General features: G+C 66.5%; 20 protein-coding genes. 8 read left to right on the forward strand and 12 right to left on the reverse strand.

All coding sequences use genetic code 11. The annotated features are described in order from the left end of the window. Position 1 precedes the first annotated feature (1 nt). The 6 genes from JQ639_RS16395 (at position 2) to JQ639_RS16420 (ending at position 6,808) form a co-directional block, all read left to right on the forward strand. Complete coding sequence (locus JQ639_RS16395) at positions 2-1,693, forward strand: long-chain fatty acid--CoA ligase (RefSeq protein ID WP_211966716.1); 1,692 nt, start codon at positions 2-4, stop codon at positions 1,691-1,693. Positions 1,694-1,721: 28 nt separating this feature from the next. Beyond that, positions 1,722-2,276: a DUF924 family protein gene (locus tag JQ639_RS16400; RefSeq protein WP_211966715.1), complete on the forward strand. Its 555-nt coding sequence runs from the start codon at positions 1,722-1,724 to the stop codon at positions 2,274-2,276. Between the two features lie 99 nt (positions 2,277-2,375). Then, complete coding sequence (locus JQ639_RS16405; RefSeq protein WP_371745095.1) at positions 2,376-3,329, forward strand: tripartite tricarboxylate transporter substrate binding protein; 954 nt, start codon at positions 2,376-2,378, stop codon at positions 3,327-3,329. A 7-nt stretch (positions 3,330-3,336) separates the two neighbouring features. Beyond that, positions 3,337-3,831 carry a tripartite tricarboxylate transporter TctB family protein gene (locus tag JQ639_RS16410; RefSeq protein ID WP_211966713.1) on the forward strand — a complete coding sequence of 165 codons (495 nt, stop codon included), beginning with the start codon at positions 3,337-3,339 and terminating at the stop codon, positions 3,829-3,831. Continuing rightward, complete coding sequence (locus JQ639_RS16415; protein WP_211966712.1) at positions 3,831-5,330, forward strand: tripartite tricarboxylate transporter permease; 1,500 nt, start codon at positions 3,831-3,833, stop codon at positions 5,328-5,330. Before JQ639_RS16410 ends, JQ639_RS16415 begins: the two co-directional genes overlap by 1 nt. 95 nt (positions 5,331-5,425) lie before the next feature. Beyond that, the gene (locus JQ639_RS16420) at positions 5,426-6,808 is read left to right on the forward strand and encodes an oligosaccharide flippase family protein (RefSeq protein WP_249123169.1); all 1,383 of its coding nucleotides are present in this window, start codon (positions 5,426-5,428) and stop codon (positions 6,806-6,808) included. An 80-nt stretch (positions 6,809-6,888) separates the two neighbouring features. On the opposite strand, the gene JQ639_RS16425 is transcribed toward JQ639_RS16420, so the two are convergent. The 12 genes from JQ639_RS16425 to cysG all read right to left on the reverse strand — a co-directional run bounded on the left by JQ639_RS16425 (position 6,889) and on the right by cysG (position 18,202). Beyond that, a complete protein-coding gene (locus tag JQ639_RS16425; protein ID WP_211966710.1) occupies positions 6,889-7,677 on the reverse strand; it encodes a 3-hydroxybutyrate dehydrogenase in 789 nt (262 codons plus the stop codon). 3 nt (positions 7,678-7,680) lie between these two features. Further along, complete coding sequence (locus JQ639_RS16430; protein WP_211966709.1) at positions 7,681-8,856, reverse strand: DUF3734 domain-containing protein; 1,176 nt, start codon at positions 8,854-8,856, stop codon at positions 7,681-7,683. 92 nt (positions 8,857-8,948) lie between these two features. Continuing rightward, the gene (locus JQ639_RS16435; RefSeq protein ID WP_371745077.1) at positions 8,949-9,455 is read right to left on the reverse strand and encodes a CAP domain-containing protein; all 507 of its coding nucleotides are present in this window, start codon (positions 9,453-9,455) and stop codon (positions 8,949-8,951) included. A gap of 129 nt (positions 9,456-9,584) precedes the next feature. Beyond that, positions 9,585-10,634, reverse strand: coding sequence for a sulfate/molybdate ABC transporter ATP-binding protein (locus JQ639_RS16440; RefSeq protein ID WP_211966707.1), 1,050 nt, complete (start codon positions 10,632-10,634; stop codon positions 9,585-9,587). Then, entirely contained in the window at positions 10,624-11,553 is a 930-nt protein-coding gene (gene cysW, locus JQ639_RS16445) for a sulfate ABC transporter permease subunit CysW (RefSeq protein ID WP_211966706.1), read from the reverse strand. The genes JQ639_RS16440 and cysW overlap by 11 nt, the downstream gene beginning before the upstream one ends. 6 nt (positions 11,554-11,559) lie before the next feature. After that, positions 11,560-12,396 (reverse strand): sulfate ABC transporter permease subunit CysT, encoded by an 837-nt coding sequence (gene cysT / locus JQ639_RS16450; RefSeq protein ID WP_211966705.1) that lies wholly within the window; start codon positions 12,394-12,396, stop codon positions 11,560-11,562. A gap of 60 nt (positions 12,397-12,456) precedes the next feature. After that, positions 12,457-13,446: a sulfate ABC transporter substrate-binding protein gene (locus JQ639_RS16455; protein ID WP_211966704.1), complete on the reverse strand. Its 990-nt coding sequence runs from the start codon at positions 13,444-13,446 to the stop codon at positions 12,457-12,459. A 122-nt stretch (positions 13,447-13,568) separates the two neighbouring features. Next, positions 13,569-14,312 (reverse strand): phosphoadenylyl-sulfate reductase, encoded by a 744-nt coding sequence (locus JQ639_RS16460; protein ID WP_371745076.1) that lies wholly within the window; start codon positions 14,310-14,312, stop codon positions 13,569-13,571. Further along, the gene (locus JQ639_RS16465; protein ID WP_211966703.1) at positions 14,309-14,818 is read right to left on the reverse strand and encodes a DUF934 domain-containing protein; all 510 of its coding nucleotides are present in this window, start codon (positions 14,816-14,818) and stop codon (positions 14,309-14,311) included. Before JQ639_RS16465 ends, JQ639_RS16460 begins: the two co-directional genes overlap by 4 nt. Then, positions 14,805-16,460: a nitrite/sulfite reductase gene (locus JQ639_RS16470; protein ID WP_211966702.1), complete on the reverse strand. Its 1,656-nt coding sequence runs from the start codon at positions 16,458-16,460 to the stop codon at positions 14,805-14,807. The genes JQ639_RS16465 and JQ639_RS16470 overlap by 14 nt, the downstream gene beginning before the upstream one ends. A 12-nt stretch (positions 16,461-16,472) precedes the next feature. After that, the gene (locus JQ639_RS16475; RefSeq protein ID WP_211966701.1) at positions 16,473-16,787 is read right to left on the reverse strand and encodes a DUF2849 domain-containing protein; all 315 of its coding nucleotides are present in this window, start codon (positions 16,785-16,787) and stop codon (positions 16,473-16,475) included. Next, entirely contained in the window at positions 16,784-18,202 is a 1,419-nt protein-coding gene (gene cysG, locus JQ639_RS16480) for a siroheme synthase CysG (protein ID WP_211966700.1), read from the reverse strand. Before cysG ends, JQ639_RS16475 begins: the two co-directional genes overlap by 4 nt. A gap of 223 nt (positions 18,203-18,425) precedes the next feature. Between cysG and cysD the strand changes: the two genes are divergently transcribed. Continuing rightward, positions 18,426-19,220, forward strand: coding sequence for a sulfate adenylyltransferase subunit CysD (gene cysD / locus JQ639_RS16485; protein ID WP_211966699.1), 795 nt, complete (start codon positions 18,426-18,428; stop codon positions 19,218-19,220). A gap of 17 nt (positions 19,221-19,237) precedes the next feature. After that, positions 19,238-21,154 carry an adenylyl-sulfate kinase gene (gene cysC, locus JQ639_RS16490; RefSeq protein ID WP_211966698.1) on the forward strand — a complete coding sequence of 639 codons (1,917 nt, stop codon included), beginning with the start codon at positions 19,238-19,240 and terminating at the stop codon, positions 21,152-21,154. Positions 21,155-21,160: the final 6 nt, after the last annotated feature.

Below are 21,160 nucleotides of genomic sequence, written 5' to 3' on the forward strand. Positions count from 1 at the left end.
CGTGGATCGCATCTGGCTGAAGCATTATCCCGCCGGCGTGCCGGCCGACATCGACGTCACCCAATACGCCTCGCTGGTCGCGCTGCTCGAGGAGAGCTTCGTCAAGTTCCGCGATCGCAAGGCCTTCATCTGCATGGACAAGGCCATCACCTACGGCGAGCTCGACGAGATGTCGGTCGCGCTCGGCGCCTACCTGCAGGGCAAGGGTCTGCAGAAGGGCGCCCGCGTCGCCATCATGATGCCGAACGTGCTGCAGAATCCGGTCGCCACCGCCGCCGTGCTGCGCGCCGGCTACACCGTGGTGAACGTCAATCCGCTGTACACGCCGCGCGAGCTCGAGCACCAGCTCAAGGACTCCGGCGCCGAGGCGATCATCCTGCTGGAGAACTTCGCCACCACGCTGCAGAAGGTGCTGCCCTCGACCGGCGTGAAGCATGTCATCGTCGGCAGCATGGGCGACCTGCTCGGCTTCAAGGGCGTGATCGTCAATTTCGTGGTGCGCCGGGTCAAGAAGATGGTGCCGGCGTTCTCGCTGCCGACCGCGGTGTCGTTCAACGACGCCCTCGCCGCCGGGCGCCGCCTGACGCTCGCCAAACCGCAGATCGGCCCTGACGACGTCGCCTTCCTGCAGTACACCGGCGGCACCACCGGCGTGTCCAAGGGCGCAACGCTGCTCCATCGCAACATCGTGGCCAACGTGCTGCAGAACGACGCCTGGCTGCAGCCGGCGCTGCGCAAGCCGCCGGTCGTCGACCAGCTCTTCATCGTCTGCGCACTGCCGCTCTATCACATCTTCGCGCTGACCGCGTGCTACCTGCTCGCGGTGCGTGCCGGCGGCGTCAATCTGCTGATCCCCAATCCGCGTGACATCGGCGGCTTCATCAAGGAGCTGAAGAAGTATCAGGTCAACAGCTTCCCGGCGGTCAACACGCTCTACAACGCGCTGCTGCAGCATCCCGAATTCAAGGAGGTCGACTTCTCCAAGTACAAGACCTGCTTCGGCGGCGGCATGGCGGTGCAGCGGCCGGTCGCCGAGGCCTGGCTCAAGACCACCGGCTGCGCGCTGTCAGAAGGCTACGGCCTGTCGGAGACCTCGCCGACGCTGACCTGCAACCCGGCCGACACCGATACCTTCAGCGGTTCGATCGGCTTGCCGGTGCCCTCGACCTATCTCTCGATCCGCGACGACGACAACAACGAGGTGCCGCTCGGCACCGCCGGCGAGATCTGCGCCAAGGGCCCGCAGGTCATGATCGGCTACTGGAACAGGCCGGAAGAGACCGCCAAGGTGATGACCGCGGACGGTTACTTCCGCACCGGCGACATCGGCATCATGGATGCCAACGGCTTCACCAAGATCGTCGACCGGAAGAAGGACATGATCCTGGTCTCCGGCTTCAACGTCTATCCGAACGAGGTCGAGGAGGTCATCGCCGGCCACCCCGGCGTGCTTGAATGCGCCGTGATCGGCGTGCCGGACGAGAAGTCGACCGAGGCGGTCAAGGCGTTCGTGGTCAAGAAGGACCCCAACGTCACCGCCCAGGACATCATCAAGTTCGCGGCGACGCAGCTCACCAACTACAAGGTGCCCAAGCAGATCGAGTTCAGGACCGAGCTGCCGAAGACCAATGTCGGCAAGATCCTGCGCCGCGAGCTGCGCGACGACAAGCCCAAGATGGCGGCGGCAAGCTGATGCGGCTACGGCCTACCGACCGGCGGCCATGAACGGGACCGGCGAGCCCGGCCCCGCTGATGTCCTGGCGTTCTGGCGCGGCGTCGGCGCCGATCGCTGGTTCACCCGCGACGACGCCCTCGACGCCACGATCACGGCGCGCTTTCGTGCGCTGTGGGAGCGCGCCGGCCGCGGCGAGCTCCGCGACTGGGAAAGCACCGACGACGGCACGCTGGCGCTGGTGATCGTGCTCGACCAGTTCCCCCGCAATATGTTCCGGGGCGATGCGCGTGCCTTTTCCACCGACGCAGCGGCGCGGGCCGTGGTGCGGCGGGCGCTCGACCGCGGTGTCGACCGTCGCATCGATCCGGAACTCTGCGCCTTCCTCTACATGCCGTTCATGCATTCGGAGGATCCGGCCGATCAGGCCGACTGCGTCACGCTGTTTCGCGCGCATGGCGACGCTGACAATCTCCGCTATGCCGAGATCCATGCCGACATCATCGGGCGCTTCGGCCGTTTTCCCCATCGCAATCGTGCGCTCGACCGGGTGACGACACCCGAGGAACAGTCCTTTCTGGACAGCGGCGGCTTTTCCGGCTGAAATATTGGGAAACATGAGCCGCAGGCCGCCGTCCGGCAGGCTGCGCCCCGCCCGGAGGATGCCCCCTTGATCCCGTTCGTCTCGCGCCTGTCCGGCGCCATGCTTGCGCTGACGCTCGCCGCCGCCCCCCTCGTCGCGCCAATCGCGGGCCACGCCCAGCAGCCGCTCGAACTCAAGCTGATGGCGCCCGCGGCGCCCGGCGGCGGCTGGGACCAGACCGCCCGCGCCATGCAGCAGGCGCTGGTGGCGGCCGGCATCGCCCGCAGCGTCCAGGTCACCAATGTCGCGGGCGCCGGCGGCAGCGTCGGCATCGCCCAGTTCGTCAATGGCGCCAGGGGCGACGGCAACCAGATGATGGTCAATGGCTTCGTCATGGTCGGCGCGCTGGCCATGAACAAATCACCGGTGACGCTGGAGCAGGTGACGCCGATCGCCCGCCTTACCGAGGAAATCCAGGTCATCGTCGTGCCGGCGAACTCGCCGGTCAAGACGGCGCAGGACCTCGCCGCGGCGCTGAAAGCCGACATCGCCAAGGTCACCTTCGCCGGCGGCTCGGCCGGCGGCGTCGACCATGTCATGGCGGCGCTGTTCGCCGGCGCCATCGGCGCGGATGCCAAGAAGGTGAACTACATTCCGTTCTCCGGCGGCGGCGAATCGCTGGCCGCGATTCTGGGCGCCAAGGTCACCGCGGGCATTTCGGGCCTCAGCGAGTACGAGAGCCAGATCAAGTCAGGCAAGCTGCGCGCGCTCGGTATCACCTCGGAGAAGCGCCTGCCCGGCATCGACATCCCCACCTTCAAGGAGCAGGGCATCGACCTCGTGCTGGCGAACTGGCGCTCGGTGGTCGCCGCACCCGGCATCACGCCGGAGCAGCGCAAGGTGCTCGCCGACGCGGTGGAGAAGATGGTGAAGTCCGACGCCTGGAAGGAAACGCTCAAGCAGAAGGGATGGGACGATGCCTATCTCGGCGGCGATGCGTTCGCCGATTTCCTGAAAAAGGAGACCGTGCGCGTCACCGATGTGCTGAGGTCGATCGGCCTCGTCAAGTCGTGAGAGCGACATGAGCTCCGCCGACTCCCCTTCGTCCGGACCGACGCACCATCGCGCCGATCCGGCCGGCCTCGTGATCGCGGCGCTGCTCGCTCTCCTCGCGGGCCTCCTCGTCTGGGACGCCAGCCGCCTGCAGGCCAACACGGTCTACGGCATGGGACCGCAGGCGATGCCGATCGTCATCGCGTGCGGGCTCGGCCTCCTCGCCGTCGCCAACCTCGTCGATGCGCTGCGAGGCCGTCTGCCCCCGCGCGAGAGCGCCGATCCGCGCGCGGTGCTGCTGATCCTCGGCGGCCTGGCGCTGCTGATCGCGATCATCGGCCTTGGCGGCGGCTTCATCCTCGCCACCGCGGCACTGTTCGTCGCCACCTCCGCGGCCTTCGGGCGGCGCGCGCTGCTGAGCGATTTCGCCATCGCCTTCGTGCTGAGCCTCCTGATCTACCTCGCCTTCGACCGCGTGCTGACACTCAGCCTGCCCGCGGGCCCGATCGAAAGACTGCTGTGATGGATACGTTCGCGGCACTGGCGCACGGCATGGCCGTCGCGCTCCAGCCCATCAACCTGCTGTATGCGCTGATCGGCGTGTTTCTTGGCACCGCCGTCGGCGTGCTGCCCGGCATCGGCCCGGCGCTGACCGTCGCGCTGCTGCTGCCGGTGACCTACAAGCTCGACCCCGGCGGCTCGCTGATCATGTTCGCCGGCATCTACTACGGCGGCATGTATGGCGGCTCGACCACCGCGATCCTGATCAACACCCCCGGCGAGAGCGCCTCGATGGCGACTGCGCTGGAGGGCAACAAGATGGCCAAGGCGGGGCGCGGCGGCCCGGCGCTCGCGACCTCGGCGATCGGCTCGTTCGTCGCCGGCACGCTCGCCACCCTCGGCCTTGCCTTTCTCGCGCCCTGGCTGGTCGACATCGCGGTGCAGTTCGGCCCCGAGGACTACTTTGCGCTGATGTGCGTCGCGTTCATCACGGTGTCGGCGACTTTCGGCGACTCGCCGGTCCGCGGCCTCACCAGCCTGTTCATCGGCCTCACCCTCGGCCTCATCGGCATCGACAAGCTCACCGGACAGGCGCGGCTCGCCTTCGGGGTGCCCGAGCTGCTCGACGGCGTCGAGGTGACGACGCTGGCGGTCGGCCTGTTCGCCGTCGGCGAGGCGCTTTATGTGGCGTCGCGCCGCCACCACACCGAGGAAAAGCTCGAGCCGGTGCGCGGCTCGCTGTGGATGACGAAGGAAGACTGGAAGCGCTCCTGGAAGCCGTGGCTGCGCGGCACGCTGTTCGGCTTTCCGATCGGCGCCCTGCCCGCCGGCGGCGCCGAGATCCCGACCTTCCTGTCCTACTCCGCCGAGCGGCGGCTGGCGAAGCATCCCGAGGAATTTGGCAAGGGCGCGATCGAGGGCGTCGCCGGCCCGGAGGCTGCCAACAACGCCTCCGCCGCCGGCACGCTGGTGCCGCTGCTGACGCTGGGCCTGCCGACCTCCGCCACCGCGGCGATGATGCTGGCCGGCTTCCAGCAATATGGCCTCAACCCGGGGCCGCTGCTGTTCGCCGAGCGGCCCGATCTGGTGTGGGGGCTGATCGCCAGCCTGTTCATCGCCAACGGCATGCTGCTGGTGCTCAACCTGCCGCTGGTCGGCCTGTGGGTGCGCCTGCTGGCGATCCCGCAGCCCTGGCTCTACGCTGGTATTTTGGTATTCGCGACCATGGGCACCATCGCCGCCAAGCCGTCCGTGGTGGAGCTGTCGATGCTGGCCGGCTTCGGCGTACTCGGCTTCCTGATGCGCCGGTTCGATTTTCCGATCGCTCCGGTCGTGGTCGGCCTGATCCTCGGGCCGATCGCCGAGAGCCAGCTCCGCCGTGCGCTGTCCATCAGCCTGGGCGACCCGATGACCCTGCTGCAGAGCCCGATCTCGGCCACACTGCTCGGGGTGGCGCTGATCGCCCTCGTCGCCCCCTTCGCGCTCAAGGGACTGGCGCGGTTCAAGGCGACCGAGGACTGAGTGGCCGGGTTCCCCGGATACCCAGTCCCAACCGAATCTTAACGAAGGGTTGATAGACCTCGCCGGGCCGCATGCGGGCCGGCGGGGTAACGATTTTGGCTGTGATCGAAACAGAAACCACGACTCTGGACCGGACGAGCCTGATCGCACGCGTGCGCGGGCTGTTCAGTGGCGGTTCGCACGAGGCGTCCGTCACCAAGCGGCTGGCCGGGACCGTATTCATCATCCGCGTGTTCAGCGCCGGCCTCGCCTACTTCTCCCAGGTGCTGCTGGCGCGCTGGATGGGCGGCTCCGACTACGGCATCTACGTCTACGCCTGGACCTGGGTGCTGCTGCTGGGCTGCATGATGGACCTGGGCATCGCCGGCTCCGCCCAGAAGCTCATTCCCGAATACCGCGCCGCCGGCCAGACCGCGCTGCTGCGCGGCTTCCTGTCCGGATCGCGCTGGCTGACCTTCGCCGTCGCCATCGTGTTCGCGCTGCTCGCCGCGGGCCTCGTCTGGCTGCTGTCGCCGTGGATCGGCGCCGACACCGTGGTGCCGCTCTATGTCGGCTGCCTGACGCTGCCCGCCTTCGTCGTCGCCAACGTCCAGGACGGCCTCGCGCGCTCCCACGACTGGATGCGCCTTGGCCTGATGCCGCAGTTCGTGGTGCGCCAGTCGCTGATCATCGGCTTCACCGCCGGCGCGCTCGGCCTCGGCTTCGCGCTCACCGCTACCGAAGCGATGCTTGCGAGCGCCGCGGCGGTGTGGATCGCCATGACCGGGCAGATGATCGCCCTGAACCGCCGCCTCGCCACCACGGTCGAGCCCGGGCCGAAGACCCACGACGTGCCGGGCTGGCTTGCCGTCTCGCTGCCGATCCTGCTGGTCGAGAGTTTTTACCTGCTGCTGTCCTACACTGACGTGCTGATGCTGCAGCAGTTCCGCTCGTCCGAAGAGGTCGGCGTCTACTTCGCCGTGGTCAAGACGCTGGCGCTGGTGTCGTTCATCCACTACGCGATGTCGGCGGTGACGGCGCATCGCTTCACCCAGTATCACGCGTCCGGCGATACCGAGCGGCTGTCGGCCTATGTCGCCTACGCGATCAAGTGGACGTTCTGGCCCTCTCTCGCCGCCACGCTGGTCCTGCTCGCGCTCGGCAAGCCGCTGCTGTGGCTGTTCGGCGGCCAGTTCACCGACGGCTATGGCATCATGTTCGTCGCCGCCATCGGCCTTGTCGTCCGCGCGGCGATCGGCCCGGTCGAGCGGCTGCTCAACATGCTGGGACACCAGCACTACTGCGCGATGGCCTACGCCACCTCGTTCGCCATGAACGTGGCACTGTGCTTCATCCTGGTGCCGCGCTACGGCGGCTATGGCGCCGCGGCTTCGACCTCGCTGTCGCTGGTGTTCGAAACCGCGCTGCTGTTCTGGATCACCCGCCGCCGCCTCGGCCTGCATGTGTTCGTGTTCGGCAAGGCATCCACCCCGCTCTAAGCGAGCGCAGATCTGAATGACGAAGGCCTGCCCCGTCGCCGGGGCAGGCCTTCGCGCATGACGGGATGATCGTCGCAGGTTTATTCGGCGGTCCAGCCGCCGTCGATCGACAGGTTGGCGCCGGTGATCTGGGCAGCGTCGTCGCCGCAGAGATAGAGCGCCAGCGAGGCGACCTGGTCGGCGGTGACGAACTCCTTGGTCGGCTGCGCATCGAGCAGCACGTCGTTGATGACCTGCTCCTTGGTCAGGTTGCGCGCCTTCATCGTCTCCGGGATCTGGCGCTCGACCAGCGGCGTCCAGACATAGCCCGGGCTGATGCAGTTGCAGGTGATCTTGGAGGTCGCCACCTCCAGCGCCACCGTCTTGGTCAGACCGGCGATGCCGTGCTTGGCAGAGACGTAGGCCGACTTGAACGGCGAGGCGACCAGCGAATGAGCCGACGCGGTGTTGATGATGCGGCCCCACTGGCGCTTCTTCATGCCGGGCACGGCGGCACGGATGGCGTGGAACGCGGCCGACAGGTTGATGGCGATGATCGCGTCCCACTTCTCGATCGGGAACTCCTCGATCGGCGACACGAACTGGATGCCGGCGTTATTGACGAGAATGTCGAGCGAGCCGAAGGTCTTCTCGCCGAGCGCGACGAACTCGGCGATCTCCGCCGGCTTGGTCATGTCGGCCGGCGAATAGACGCACTTGACGCCGAAATCGGTCTCGATCGCCGAACGCTCCTTCTCGATGTCGGCGATGTTGCCCATGCCGTTGATGACGATGTTGGCGCCGGCCTTCGCCATCGCGCGTGCGATCGAGAGCCCGATGCCGCTGGTCGATCCGGTGACCGCCGCCGTCCTGCCTTTCAAGTCCGCCATCATTCACTCCTTTGTATCATCCGGCATGAGGGGTTCATCGCCGATGAGATCGTAGGTCACCATGGTCTCGCCGTTCTGCGGGCGCTGCAGCCATTCCGGATGGCGCATCGAGCAGTCGACGTCGTGCTCGCCGGCCGCCCAGTGCTCGCGCATGGCGAAATTCGAGAAATCGTAGTCCTTCGACGATGTCTCGAAATTCTTGCTCTTGTAGATCAGGTGGACCACCGTAACGGTGTTCTCCTTGGCCGCCTCGTTGAGCAGGGCGACATCGGGATCGTTCTTGAGATTCGCCGGCAGCTTGGCGATCAGGTTGCGCAGCGCGAGGCGGGTGTTGTGGATCTTCTTGTTCATGTCGGTATTCAGCCGGGTCCGGCTGGAATAGCGAATGTCCTTCTCGCGCTCGGAAGCCTCGAGCAGTGTCGACGGCAACCGTCCCCGTGCGCTGAACAGATCGACCTGGAAAATCAGCAGGTCGGCGCGTGTTTCCTCGTCGAGCACGTAGTCCAGCGGGGTGTTGGAGGCGACGCCGCCGTCCCAGTAGAATTCGCCATCGATCTCGACCGCCGGAAAGCCCGGCGGCAGTGCGCCCGACGCCATGATATGCTCGGGCCGGATCTCCTGGCGCGTGTTGTCGAAATAGGTGAAGTTGCCGGTCCGGACGTTGACCGCACCGACGCTCAGGCGGGTCTTCCTGGCGTTGATGCGATCGAAATCCACCAGCCGCTCCAGCGTCTCGCGCAGCGGCGCGGTGTCGTAGAAGCTCAGCGACTGCTCGCTGCCGGGCGGCCACAGCAGCGCAGGCGGAACCCGCGGCATGAAGAAACCGGGCACGCCGAACGTCGCGATCAGCGCCGCGCTGGTTTCGTTGAAGGCGAGGCGGGCGCGATCGCCGCCGATCAGCGGCTGCCACGGCACCGGGGACGACACCAGTTCCCAGAACTCTCGCAGGCGCGCCTGTCGCTTCTCGCGAGGGTTGCCGGCGATGATCGCCGAGTTGATCGCACCGATGGAAATGCCGGCGACCCAGTCCGGCTCGAAATCGTGGCGGCAGAGCGATTGATAGGCGCCCGCCTGGTAGGATCCCAGGGCCCCGCCCCCCTGCAGCACGAGAACGCGCTGGGCCTGCGCGGGGGTCGTGGCGGGAGACGGCGATGACGACGGGGACGACAGCGAATCCATGCAAGCCAACGATTGAAATGATCCAGGTCTCAGCGTGGCGTCAGTTCCCGATGCCGTCAATCAGCTCCCGTGGGATTGATTTCACACCCGAGTTATCGGGCGTCGGGCGCGGCCAGAACCAGCGCCCAGAACACCTTGTATTTGGTATTCGGAGCATAACTCGCCGCGATGCCCAGTTTTGTGACACCGCTGTTCAGCATGTTGGCCTTGTGCGGCGGCGAGTCCCGCCAGCCCGAGAATGCCTCGGCCAGGGTATGATAGCCGGCCGACACGTTCTCGACCGCCACCTTGGCGTCGTAGCCCGCCGCCTTGACCCGCTGGCCAAGCGATCCCGTGACATTGTGGTCGAGCTTGTTGCGGGTCGCCATGGCCATCGCCTGGGCTTCCGCGACCTGCATCAGGACGGGGTCGACCTCGACCGCGCCGAGGCCATTGTTCCGCCGATAGCCTGAGATCATCGAGGCGGCGACCGCCGCGTCGACCTTGGCCCCGCCATGGGCCATGCTCAGATAAAAGGCAGGCTGTTCCGGGGGAATATCACGGTCGCTCGCACAGCCGCTCAGCACAAAAATCCCGGCCAGAACCGAGACCGCGATCATTGCGCGAAACATTCCGTCTACCCCCGCCCGAAATCATCGACTCCGGACGGGTTGTTGCACACCAACCGTGGCTGAAAAGTGAACGCCGACCGCCGGCAGCCGGCGCTAGGACCGGAACCGACGGAACAGTCAGGCCTGCGCGCCGAAGATCCGGTAGCGCTTGGGCTGCAGCCCGACGATGTCGCCGGGGCGCAGCTCGCGGTCGCGCGGCGCATCGATCTCGATCAGGGTCTCGTCGCCATTGGCCCGCAGCGCCACGTCGGCGCGCTGGGTCGGGCCGAACGCCCGCACATGCTTCACCGCTCCCTCCAGGGACCCCGAGCCGGCCGGACCGACGACGACGTCGTGGCGGCGGATGAACAGCTTCGACGGGCCGGCCGCCGCGCCCTGCGCCTGCAGGTCCAGCACCTTGTCGCCAAGCCGCAGCTGGCCGTCGACGACATCGACCGGCAGCACGATGGACTCGCCGATGAAGCCGTGAACGAAAGCGGTCGCCGGATTGTCGTAGACGTCGCTCGGCGAGCCGATCTGCTCGATCTTGCCCTTGTCCATCACCACCACGCGGTTGGCGACTTCCAGCGCCTCCTCCTGGTCATGGGTGACGAAGATCGACGTGACATGGATCTCGTCGTGGAGCTGGCGCAGCCAGCGCCGCAGCTCCTTGCGGACCTTGGCGTCGAGCGCGCCGAACGGCTCGTCGAGCAGCAGGATGCGCGGCTCGATCGCCAGCGCGCGGGCCAGCGCGATGCGCTGGCGCTGGCCACCAGAGAGCTGGCTGGGATAGCGGTGGGCGAGCCAGTCGAGCTGGACGAGATCGAGAAGCTCCTTGACGCGCTTGCGGATGTCCGCCTCGCTCTTGCGCACGGCGCGCGGCTGCACGCGCAAGCCGAACGCCACGTTCTCGAACACGCTCATGTGGCGAAACAGGGCGTAGTGCTGGAACACGAAGCCGACATGGCGCTCGCCGGCGCCGCGCGACAGCGCATCCTCGCCATCGAAGCTGACGGTGCCGGAATCCGGCCAGTCCAGGCCCGCGATGATCCGCAACAACGAGGTCTTGCCGGATCCCGAGGGGCCGAGCAGCGCGAGCAGCTCGCCAGTGTCGACCTTGAGATCGACATTGTCGAGCGCGGCAAATGCGCCGTACTTCTTTACCAGGTTGCGGACTTCAATGGTCACTTGGCTTTTCCTCTGCGAGACGACCTTCCAGCACGGTCTTCACGATGAGCGTGATCAATGCCAGGAAGGCGAGCAGCGACGCGATCGCGAACGCGGCCACCAGCTGATATTCATTATACAGGATCTCGACCAGCAGCGGCATGGTGTTGGTCTCGCCGCGAATATGGCCTGAGACCACCGACACAGCGCCGAACTCGCCCATGGCGCGGGCGTTGCACAGCAGCACGCCGTAGAGCACGCCCCACTTGATGTTGGGGAACGTGACGCGCCAGAATGTCCGCCAGCCCGAGGCGCCAAGCGAGATCGCCGCCTCCTCTTCCTGCGTCCCCTGCTCCTGCATCAGCGGGATCAGCTCCCGCGCCACGAACGGAAACGTCACGAACGTCGTCGCCAGAATGATCGCCGGCGGCGCGAACAGGATCTGCAGGTCATGCGCCTGCAGCCAGGGGCCGAGATAACCCTGCGCGCCGAACAGCAGCACGAACACGAGGCCAGAGATCACCGGGCTGACCGAGAATGGCAGGTCAATGAGGGTGATCAGAAAGGTCTTGCCGGGGAACTCGAACTTGGTGATCGCCCAGGCCGCCATCAGCCCGAACACCAGGTTGAGGCTGACCGAAATCAGCGCCGTCAGCAGCGTCAGCTGGATCGCCGCCAGCGCCTCCGATCCCGACAGCGCCGACAGATACTCGCCGACGCCCTTGGAGAACGCCGTGGCGAACACCAGGATCAGCGGCAACAGCACGAAGATCGACAGGAACGCGACGGCGAAACCGATGATGGCGAGGCGCACCCAGCGCGGCTCAGTTCGCGCATCGCGGCGCGCCAGCGGGGCGACGCGCACCACGGGCGGCCGGCCGCCGTCGAACGGCGGGGCGCTGGCTTCGGTCGGGGATGGATTGGTTGCGATCAGGGTCATGGGCGATCAATGAACGGCCGCGGCGCGCAGCTGCGCCCAGCGCTGAATGCGATTGATGATGAAAATGATCAGGAAGGCGACGACCAGCATCACCACCGCGATGGCGGTGGCGTCGGCATAGCGGAATTCCGACAGCCGGATGACGATCAGCAGCGGTGCGATCTCCGACACGTTGGGCAGGTTGCCGGCGATGAAGATCACCGAACCGTACTCGCCGACCGCGCGGGCGAACGCCAGCGCGAAGCCGGTGAGGATGGCGGGGGTGAGGCTGGGCAGAATGACACGGCTGATGATCTGCCAGCGGCTGGCGCCGAGGCTCGCGGCCGCCTCCTCGAGCTCCACCTCGAGGTCGAGCAGCACCGGCTGCACGGTGCGCACCACGAAGGGAATGCCGATGAAGATCATCGCGACGAAAATGCCGAGCGGCGTGAACGCCACCTTGATGCCGAGCGCCGCCAGCGGCGCCCCGAGCCAACCCTTCTGGGCGAACAGCGCCGACAGTGCCACGCCTGCGACCGCGGTCGGCAGCGCGAACGGAATGTCGACGATGGCATCGAACAGGCGCTTGCCGGGAAAACGATAGCGCACCAGCGCCCACACGACGATGACCCCGGCGACGAGATTGACCAGCGCCGCCGCGAACGCGAGGCCAAAGGACACCGCCAGCGCATGGAGCGTGCGCGGGCTGGTGACGACGGCGATGAATTGCGCCAGCGACAGCTCCGTCGTCTTCACGAACAGGCCCGCGAGCGGAATCAGGATGAGGATGGAGAGCCACGTCAGGGTCACGCCCATGGTCAGGCCGAACCCCGGCAACACGCTCCGTCTCGATGCTCCGCTCACGATGCCCTCTGCCCTGCGATGGGATCGCCGCCGGAACCGGCGGCGCCCCAGGCCTCAATGTCAGTTCTTGTAGATCTGGTCGAACACGCCGCCGTCGGAGAAGTGGTCCTTCTGCGCCTTAGTCCAGCCGCCGAACACGTCGTCGATGGTGAACAGGCTGACCTTGGCGAAGGAATCGGCGTACTTCGCAGCAACTTCGGAATCCCGCGGCCGGTAGAAATTGCGCGCGGCGATGTCCTGGCCTTCCTTGGTGTACCAATACTTCAGGTACGCCTCGGCAACCGCTCGGGTGCCTTTCTTGTCGACGACCTTGTCGACCACAGCGACCGGCGGCTCGGCGAGGATCGACACCGACGGCACCACGATCTCGAACTTGTCCTTGCCGAATTCCTTGACAGCCAGGTAAGCCTCGTTTTCCCAGGCCAGCAGCACGTCACCGACGCCGCGCTCGACGAAGGTCACGGTCGAGCCCCGCGCGCCGGTATCGAGCACCGGGACGTTCTTGAAGATGTCGGCAACGAAGGCCTTCGCCTTGTCTTCAGAGCCGAACTTCTTCAACGCGTAACCCCAGGCCGCGAGGTAGTTCCAGCGCGCCCCGCCGGAGGTCTTCGGGTTCGGCGTGATGACGCTGACGCCCGGCTTGATGATGTCGTCCCAGTCCTTGATGCCCTTGGGATTGCCCTTGCGGACCAGGAACACGATGGTCGAGGTATACGGCGACGAATTCTGCGGCAGGCGCTTCTGCCAGTCCTTGTCGAGCAGCCCCTTGGCCGCGACCGCGTCGATGTCGTAGGCGAGCGCGAGCGTCACGACATCGGCCTGCAGACCGTCGATCACGCTGCGCGCCGACGCGCCCGAGCCGTTGTGCGACTGCTTGATCTCGACGCTCTTGCCCGCTTCCTTCTGATAGGCCGCAGCGAACGCCTTGTTGAAATCGACATAGAGCTCACGCGTCGGATCGTACGACACGTTCAGCAAGGAAAAATCGGCAGCGAACGCCGACCCCGCCCAGACAATACCCGCGATGACGGGGAGAATACGACGCAGCATCTCAGTCTCCATTCAGCTCGACAACATCTTCGTCATCGACAGCGCGGATCAAACTCCGGGAGATCGTCCTGCAAGTCAACGAAACCGGATTTCATTCTTCCCGGCGAAGGGGGAGCAACATGCTAGGAAGTCGAGGTGGTGTGAATACCACATTCCGTCTTGCCGCGGCCGCGCCAGCGGCCCGCACGTGAATCCTCGTCTGCCGCGCTGCGACTGGTGCAAGGCATACACCCGATCGAGCGGAAACCCGATGCGACAAGGGGATGCGGCGGCAACTGCGCCGCGGTGAAGATGTCCGCGAGCTGCTGCGGCGTGGCATTGGCCAGCGGATTGAATTTCAGACGGGCACCGTCGGCCTCGACCACCGACATCGCGGTGCGCAGACCGCCCTGAAAGCGCTTGCGCCCGTTGAGCCAGCCGTCGAACGGCTGCAACGCGCGGATCAACGGTTCGACCTTGCGAATGCGGCAGCATGCGTCGGGATCCGAGAACCACAGCTCGCGCTCGGCGTCCTGCGCCGCCAGCGCATCCGGCAACGGATGAATGGTCCGCACGTCGCGCAGGCCGAGTTGCTTCGTCAGCGCATCGCGGTAATCCAGTGTCTCCTGAAACAGCCAGCCGGTATCGAGGAACACCACCGGGATCGCGGGATCGACATCAGCGACGATCTTGAGCAGCACCGCGGACTCCGACCCGAACGACGACACCACCGCCAGCCGCTCACGCCCGATCACGTTCAGCGCGGCTTCGACGACGGCCGCCGGCGCCGCATCCGCGAGCAGCCGGTCGAGATCCGCCGCCTGCGGCAGCAGCCGCTGCGCGCCTGCCGCGCCGGCCTGATCGATCTGCGACGCCACCGTGCTCACAGCCGCACGCCTTCCGTCTGATCGGCAAGCCTGCGGCGTGACGCCGTCAGACGGCCATCGCCGGTCGGCTGATAGAACACCGAATAGCGCTGCGCCACCTTGGCGAACGCCGCCGCGTCGCTGTCCTTCTTGACTTCAAAGGCATCGAAGCCGGCACGCAGCATGAACACGAACTGGTCGCGCAGCACCTGCCCGGTGGCACGCATCTCGCCGGCATAACCGAACCGCTCGCGCAGCAGCCGTGCCTGCGAATAGGCCCGGCCATCCCGGAACGTCGGAAACACCAGCGCCACGGCCGCGAGCCGGTCGAGGTAGGGCGCGAGCTCGGCAATCGGCTTGTTGTTCGGCCAGATCACGCCGATCTTGCTGTTGCGCTTCAGGACGCCTTCGGGATCGACCAGGAAGCGCGCCGCCGGCAGCAGCACGGCACCGCTGGGAATGGCATCGTCGTCGGCCACCCGCACGAAATCGTCCGCGATGACGGCATTGTCCTTAACGAGTGGCATAGACACGCTCCTTGAACGGCTCGACGCCGAGGCGCTTCACCGTATCGATAAACAGTTCGCTCGGCCGCGCGCGCAGCGCGAGATAGGCTTCGACGACGTCCTCGACGACATCGGCGACGTCGTCATAGGGGACCGCCGGACCGATGAGCGTGCCCAGCGTCGCCTTCTCGTCGGCACGGCCACCGATCGTGATCTGGTAGAACTCCTCACCGTTCTTCTCGACGCCGAGGATGCCGATGTGGCCGACATGGTGATGACCGCAGGCATTGATGCAGCCGGAAATATTGACATGCAGCTTGCCGATCATCCGCGCGAGCTCGTGGTCGGCGAATCGCTTGGTCAGTTCCTGGGCGATCGGGATCGCACGCGCATTCGCGAGCGAGCAATAGTCGAGCCCGGGGCAGGCGATGATATCGGACACCAGATTGACGTTCGGCGTGGCGACGCCGATCTTGTCGAGCGCCCGCCACAGCGCCGGCAGGTCGCGCTGGGCGACGTGCGGCAGCGCCAGATTCTGCTCGTGGCCAACACGGATTTCGCCGAACGAGTAGCGGTCCGCGAGGTCGGCAACGGCATCCATCTGCTCGGCGGTGGCGTCGCCCGGGGGGCCACCGACGGGCTTCAGCGACAACGTCACGATCGCATACCCAGCCTCGCGGTGCCGTGCGACGGAGTTCTGCAGCCAGGCTGCGAACCGCGGATCGTCCTTCGCCTTGAGCAGTTCGGCCGGCTCGTCCGCAAGCTTCTCGTACACCGGATAGGTGAAACGCGAACGGATGTCCTCCACCATGGCATCGTCGATGCGAAGGGCACTCTCGCGGATCTCTGCCCACTCGGCCTCGACATCCCGGGCGAACGTCTCAGCGCCGAGTTCGTGCACCAGGATCTTGATGCGCGCCTTGTAGATATTGTCGCGGCGGCCGTACTGGTTGTAGACGCGCAGGATCGCCTCGACATAGCTGATGATGTCGTGGGCGTGGACGAACGGCTTGATGACCTTGCCGATGAACGGCGTGCGGCCGAGGCCGCCGCCGACATGGACCTCGAAGCCGAGCTCGCCCTCGTCGTTCCTGAGCATCCGCAGGCCGACGTCGTGGATCGCGATCGCGGCCCGGTCGTGATCGGCAGCGGTGATGGCGATCTTGAATTTGCGCGGCAGGAACGAGAACTCCGGATGCAGCGTGGTGTACTGGCGCAGCACCTCCGCCCAGATCCGCGGATCCTCGATCTCCTCCGGCGCCACGCCGGCCCACTGATCGGTCGTGATGTTGCGCACGCAGTTGCCGCTGGTCTGGATCGCGTGGATGCCGACCTCGGCGAGGTCCTCCATCGCATCCGGCAACTCTGACAGCTTGATCCAGTTGTACTGGATGTTCTGGCGCGTGGTAAAATGGCCGTAACCGCGGTCATACTTGCGGGCGACATGGGCCATCCGCCGCAGCTGGCGCGACGACAGCGTGCCGTAGGGAATAGCAACGCGGAACATGTAGGCGTGGAGCTGCAGGTAGACGCCGTTCATCAGGCGCAGCGACTTGAACTCGTCCTCGGTCAGTTCGCCTGAGAGGCGGCGCTGGACCTGGTCACGGAATTCGGAGACGCGCTCATTGAGGAACGTACGGTCGATTTCGTCATATGCATACATGGTCGGCGAGCCTTACGCGGAAACCAGGAGGTCGATGGTGACGCCGTCGCGCCGAATGTGCTCGCGCAGGTTGCCCGGCTCGATGCGGCCCTCGCCGGCCTCCTTGACCGGCGCGATGTAGGCGCCGACGGCGCCAACATCGTCGGCGACCGCCTCGGCAAGCAGCGTGCGGGCATCATCAGCGGTGCGGACGATGGCTGCGGCCGCAAGCTGCTCCGACCAGCCATGCGACGCGGTACGGTAGATCACCGCACCATCGCTGGTGCGGTTCGCGGTCACGATCGACGGACCGGTGATCTTGATCTTCTGCTGCAGCGGAGACGTCATTCGGCGGCAATCCCAAAGTTCGAGACAAGTTGCTGGAGTTGTTCGTTGCGCCAGGGCGCGGAATGGGCGACCACATCGCCGATCACCAGGATCGCGGGGCCAGTGTCGACCTGCGCGGCGAGCGCGGGCAGGTTCTCGAGCACGCCGACCACGGCCCTGGCGTCCGGACGCGTGACGCGGGCGAACACGCCGACCGGCGTCCGGGGCGAGCGGCCGGCGTCGAGAAGACCGGCGCGAATCGACGGCGCCGCGGTCATGCCCATGTAGACGACGACCGTCATCTGAGCATCCGTCAGCGCCGACCAGTCGACGGCTTCGGCATCGCGCACCTTGTGCGCGGTCAGGAAGGTGATGCGCAGCGCCTGCTGGCGGAAGGTCAGCGGAACCTCGAATGCCGACGCGGCGCCAAGACCCGCGGTGATGCCGGGCACCACCGCATAAGGCACGCCGGCCTCGCGCAGCGCCGCAACCTCTTCGCCGCCACGACCGAAAATGAAGGGATCGCCGCCCTTGAGCCGCACGACCCGCTGGCCGGCCCGCGCCGCTGCGATCAGCAGGCCGTTGACCGCGTCCTGACCGATACCCGGCTTGCCGACGCGGCGGCCGACCGAGACGCGCGCGGCATCGCGGCGTGCGCGATCCAGCACCTCGGCCGAGACCAGGTCGTCGTAATAGATAATGTCGGCGTCCTGCAGCGCGCGCAGCCCCTTGACCGTGAGCAGATCCGGATCACCCGGCCCCGCGCCCACCAGCGTGACGAAACCTTTGATATCGCGGCCGGCATAAGCGGCCGGATCCTCGATCGCCTGCAGCGCGGCTTCGGCGTCGGCGACACGGCCGGCGAGCACCGCCGCGCCGATCGGCCCGTCGACAACCTGCTCCCAGAAGCGGCGCCGCAACGGCATCTCGGCGATGCGTGCCTTGATCGCCGATCGCCACCGCCCGATGAGTCCGGCGAGGTCGCCAATGCGCGCCGGCAGCGCCGCTTCGATGCGCTCACGCACACGCCGCGCCACAACAGGCGACGCGCCGCCGGTGCCGACCGCAACGACGACATCGCCACGATCGACGATCGCCGGAACGATGAAGGTCGAATGATCCAGTTCGTCCATGACGTTGACAGGAATGCCGAGCGTGCGGGCGCGCGCGGCCACCGCGTGCCCGGTGGCGCCGGCGCCGGCACACAGCACGGCAATGACACCAGACAAATCGGCGGTCAGCGGATCGCTGTCGTCGCGCGTCACTGTCGCGCCGTTGTCATGCGCAGGCGCGTCATCATGATCACCGAGCGCATGCCAGCGTACCTGCGCACCCGCAGCCAGCAGCAGGCGAAGCTTCGCCTGCGCGAGCTCGCCCGTTCCCACCAGAAAGATGGGTCCGGCTTGCAGATCAAGAAACACCGGCAGAAACCGCATCGGTACTCCGCTTCCCCAATTCCGGGGTTGACTGGAATTATTTTCTATATATGTATCTATTGAAGGGCGCAAAGAGAAAATTATTTCTTCTATGTTGCGCCGCAATCGTAGAATTCCTTGCTCCAAACGCCAAGGGCGGGAGACACTTGTTCTCCTGCCATCGTCTGCCGGTCATCAGCATGCGCTAACGGCTGGGCCCGGATCGAACCAAGGACATTGATTTATGGACCATCTCGATGAGCTCGAGGCCCAGAGCATCTACATCTTTCGCGAGGCCTTCGCCCGTCTGAAGAAGCTGGCGTTGCTGTGGTCGCTGGGCAAGGACTCCAATGTGATGATCTGGCTCGCCCGCAAGGCGTTCTTTGGCAAAGTGCCGTTTCCGGCGCTGCATGTCGATACCGGCAAGAAGTTTCCGGAAATGTACGCCTTCCGCGACCAGTATGCCGGGGAATGGGGTCTCGACCTTCGCGTCGAGCCGTGCCCGCCCATCGATGCGGTCGACCCCACCCTGCCGCCGGCGGCGCGCTCGGCCGCCCGCAAGACCGAGGGCCTCAAGATGGCTCTCACCAAATATGGCTTCGACGGCCTGATCGCCGGCATCCGCCGCGACGAGGAAGCGACCCGTGCCAAGGAGCGCGTGTTCTCGCCGCGCGGCACCGAGGGCGGCTGGGACGTGCGCGATCAACCCCCGGAGTTCTGGGACCAGTTCAACGCCTCGCCGCCGCCCGGCGCGCATCTGCGCGTGCATCCGATCCTGCACTGGACCGAAAGCGATATCTGGGCCTACACGCAGCGCGAGAACATTCCGATCATTCCGCTTTACTTGTCCAAAAACGGCAAGCGCTACCGCTCGCTCGGCGACCAGGACATCACATTCCCGGTGAATTCGAACGCCTCCAACATCGCCGAGATCCTGCACGAACTGGAAAGCACCAAGGTGCCGGAACGCGCCGGGCGCGCACTCGACCATGAAACCGAAGACGCCTTCGAACGCCTGCGCGTTTCCGGCTATCTCTGATCACGCGGACGGACAGCATGACCATCGCCGTTTCCAATCTCGTCGCGAACCCCGCGAAGACCGCCGAGCGCCCGCAGGTCCGTATCGTCATCGTCGGCCATGTCGACCACGGCAAGTCGACCCTGGTCGGCCGCCTGCTGCATGAGACCGGCAGCCTGCCCGATGGCAAGCTGGAGATGCTCAAGGCCGTCTCCGCGCGCCGCGGCATGCCGTTCGAGTGGTCGTTCCTGCTCGACGCGCTGCAGACCGAGCGCGACCAGGGCATCACCATCGACACCACCCAGATCCGCTTCCGCACGCCGTCGCGCGACATCGTGCTGATCGACGCGCCCGGGCACGCCGAATTCCTCCGCAACATGATCACCGGTGCGTCGCAGGCCGACGCCGCGGTGCTGATCATCGACGCCGCCGAGGGCGTGCGCGATCAGACCCGCCGCCACGGCTACCTGCTGCACCTGCTCGGCATCCGCCAGGTCGCGATCGTCATCAACAAGATGGATCGGGTCGACTTTTCCCAGTCGCGGTTCGACGAGATCAGCCGCGAGATCACCGCCCATCTCACCGGCCTCGGCGTTACGCCGACCGCGATCATCCCGATTTCGGCGCGCGAGGGCGATGGTGTCGCCGAGCGTACGCCGTCGATCGCCTGGTATGCCGGCCCGACCGTGGTGGAAGCGCTCGACGCGCTGACCCCGGCGCGGCGGCTCGACGAACTGGCGCTGCGGCTGCCGGTGCAGGCGATCTACAAGTTCGACGACCGCCGCATCGTGGCGGGCCGCATCGAGTCCGGCAGCCTCATCGCCGGCGACGAGATCGTGATCATGCCGTCCGGCAAGATCGCCAGGATCCGCACGGTCGAGAGCTGGCCGACCACGCCGGTCGCGACGCGGCAGGGCGCCGGCCATTCCGTCGGCATCACCCTTGACCGCGAGTTGTTCCTCGAGCGTGGCGATATCATCTCCCACACCGCCACGGCGCCGCGCGACACGCGGCGGCTGCACGCCCGGGTATTCTGGCTTCACGACCAGCCGCTCACCGCCGGCGCATCGATCCTGGTGCGGCTCGGCACCAAGGAAACCCGCGCCACCGTGGTGGCGATCGAGAACGCCGTCGACCCCGGCGAGTTGTCCAGCGTCGGCACCCAGTCGATCGCCCGCAACCATGTCGGCGAAATCGACATCTCGCTGGCGCAGCCGGTCGCGGCGGATCCCTATTCCGAAAACGCCCGTACCGGCCGCCTTGTCATCGAAGTCAACGGCCGCATCGCCGGCGGTGGCCTCGTGCTCAGCGTCGACGCCGGCCAGCGCGCCGTTCCCGTCGACATCGTGCCGGTGGAATCGGCGCTGCGTCCCGACGAACGCTCGGCGCGCTACGGCCATGGCGGCGCGGTGGTATGGTTCACCGGCCTGCCGGGCGCCGGCAAGTCGACGCTCGCCCGCGCCCTGGAGCGCAAGCTGTTCAGCCGCGGAGGCTCGCCGATCCTGCTCGATGGCGACACCCTGCGCGCCGGCCTCAACGGCGATCTCGGCTTCTCGCCAAAGGACCGCGCCGAGAACGTTCGCCGCCTCGCGGAGATCGCCGCCCATCTCGCCCGCAACGGCCATATCGCGATCGTCGCGGCGGTATCGCCGTCCGCCGAGGACCGTGCCCAGGCCCGCCGCATCGCCGACGACCTGTTCCGCGAGGTCTATGTCTCGACGCCGGCCGAGGTCTGCGAGAGCCGCGATCCCAAGGGCCACTACGCCAAGGCGCGCGCCGGCGGGCTGCCGAGCTTCACCGGCCTCGGCAAGGATTACGAAGCACCGCAGGCGGCCGAACTCGTTGTCGACACCACCGATCGCAGCATCGGTGACGCGGCGGAAGATATCGAGCGGCTGCTGACCCGCACCGGCATCCTGTTCGGCGAACTCGCTGACATCGCCGCCAACATCTGACGATCG

Source organism: Bradyrhizobium sp. U87765 SZCCT0048, assembly GCF_018131225.1.
Taxonomy (GTDB): Bacteria; Pseudomonadota; Alphaproteobacteria; order Rhizobiales; family Xanthobacteraceae; genus Bradyrhizobium_A.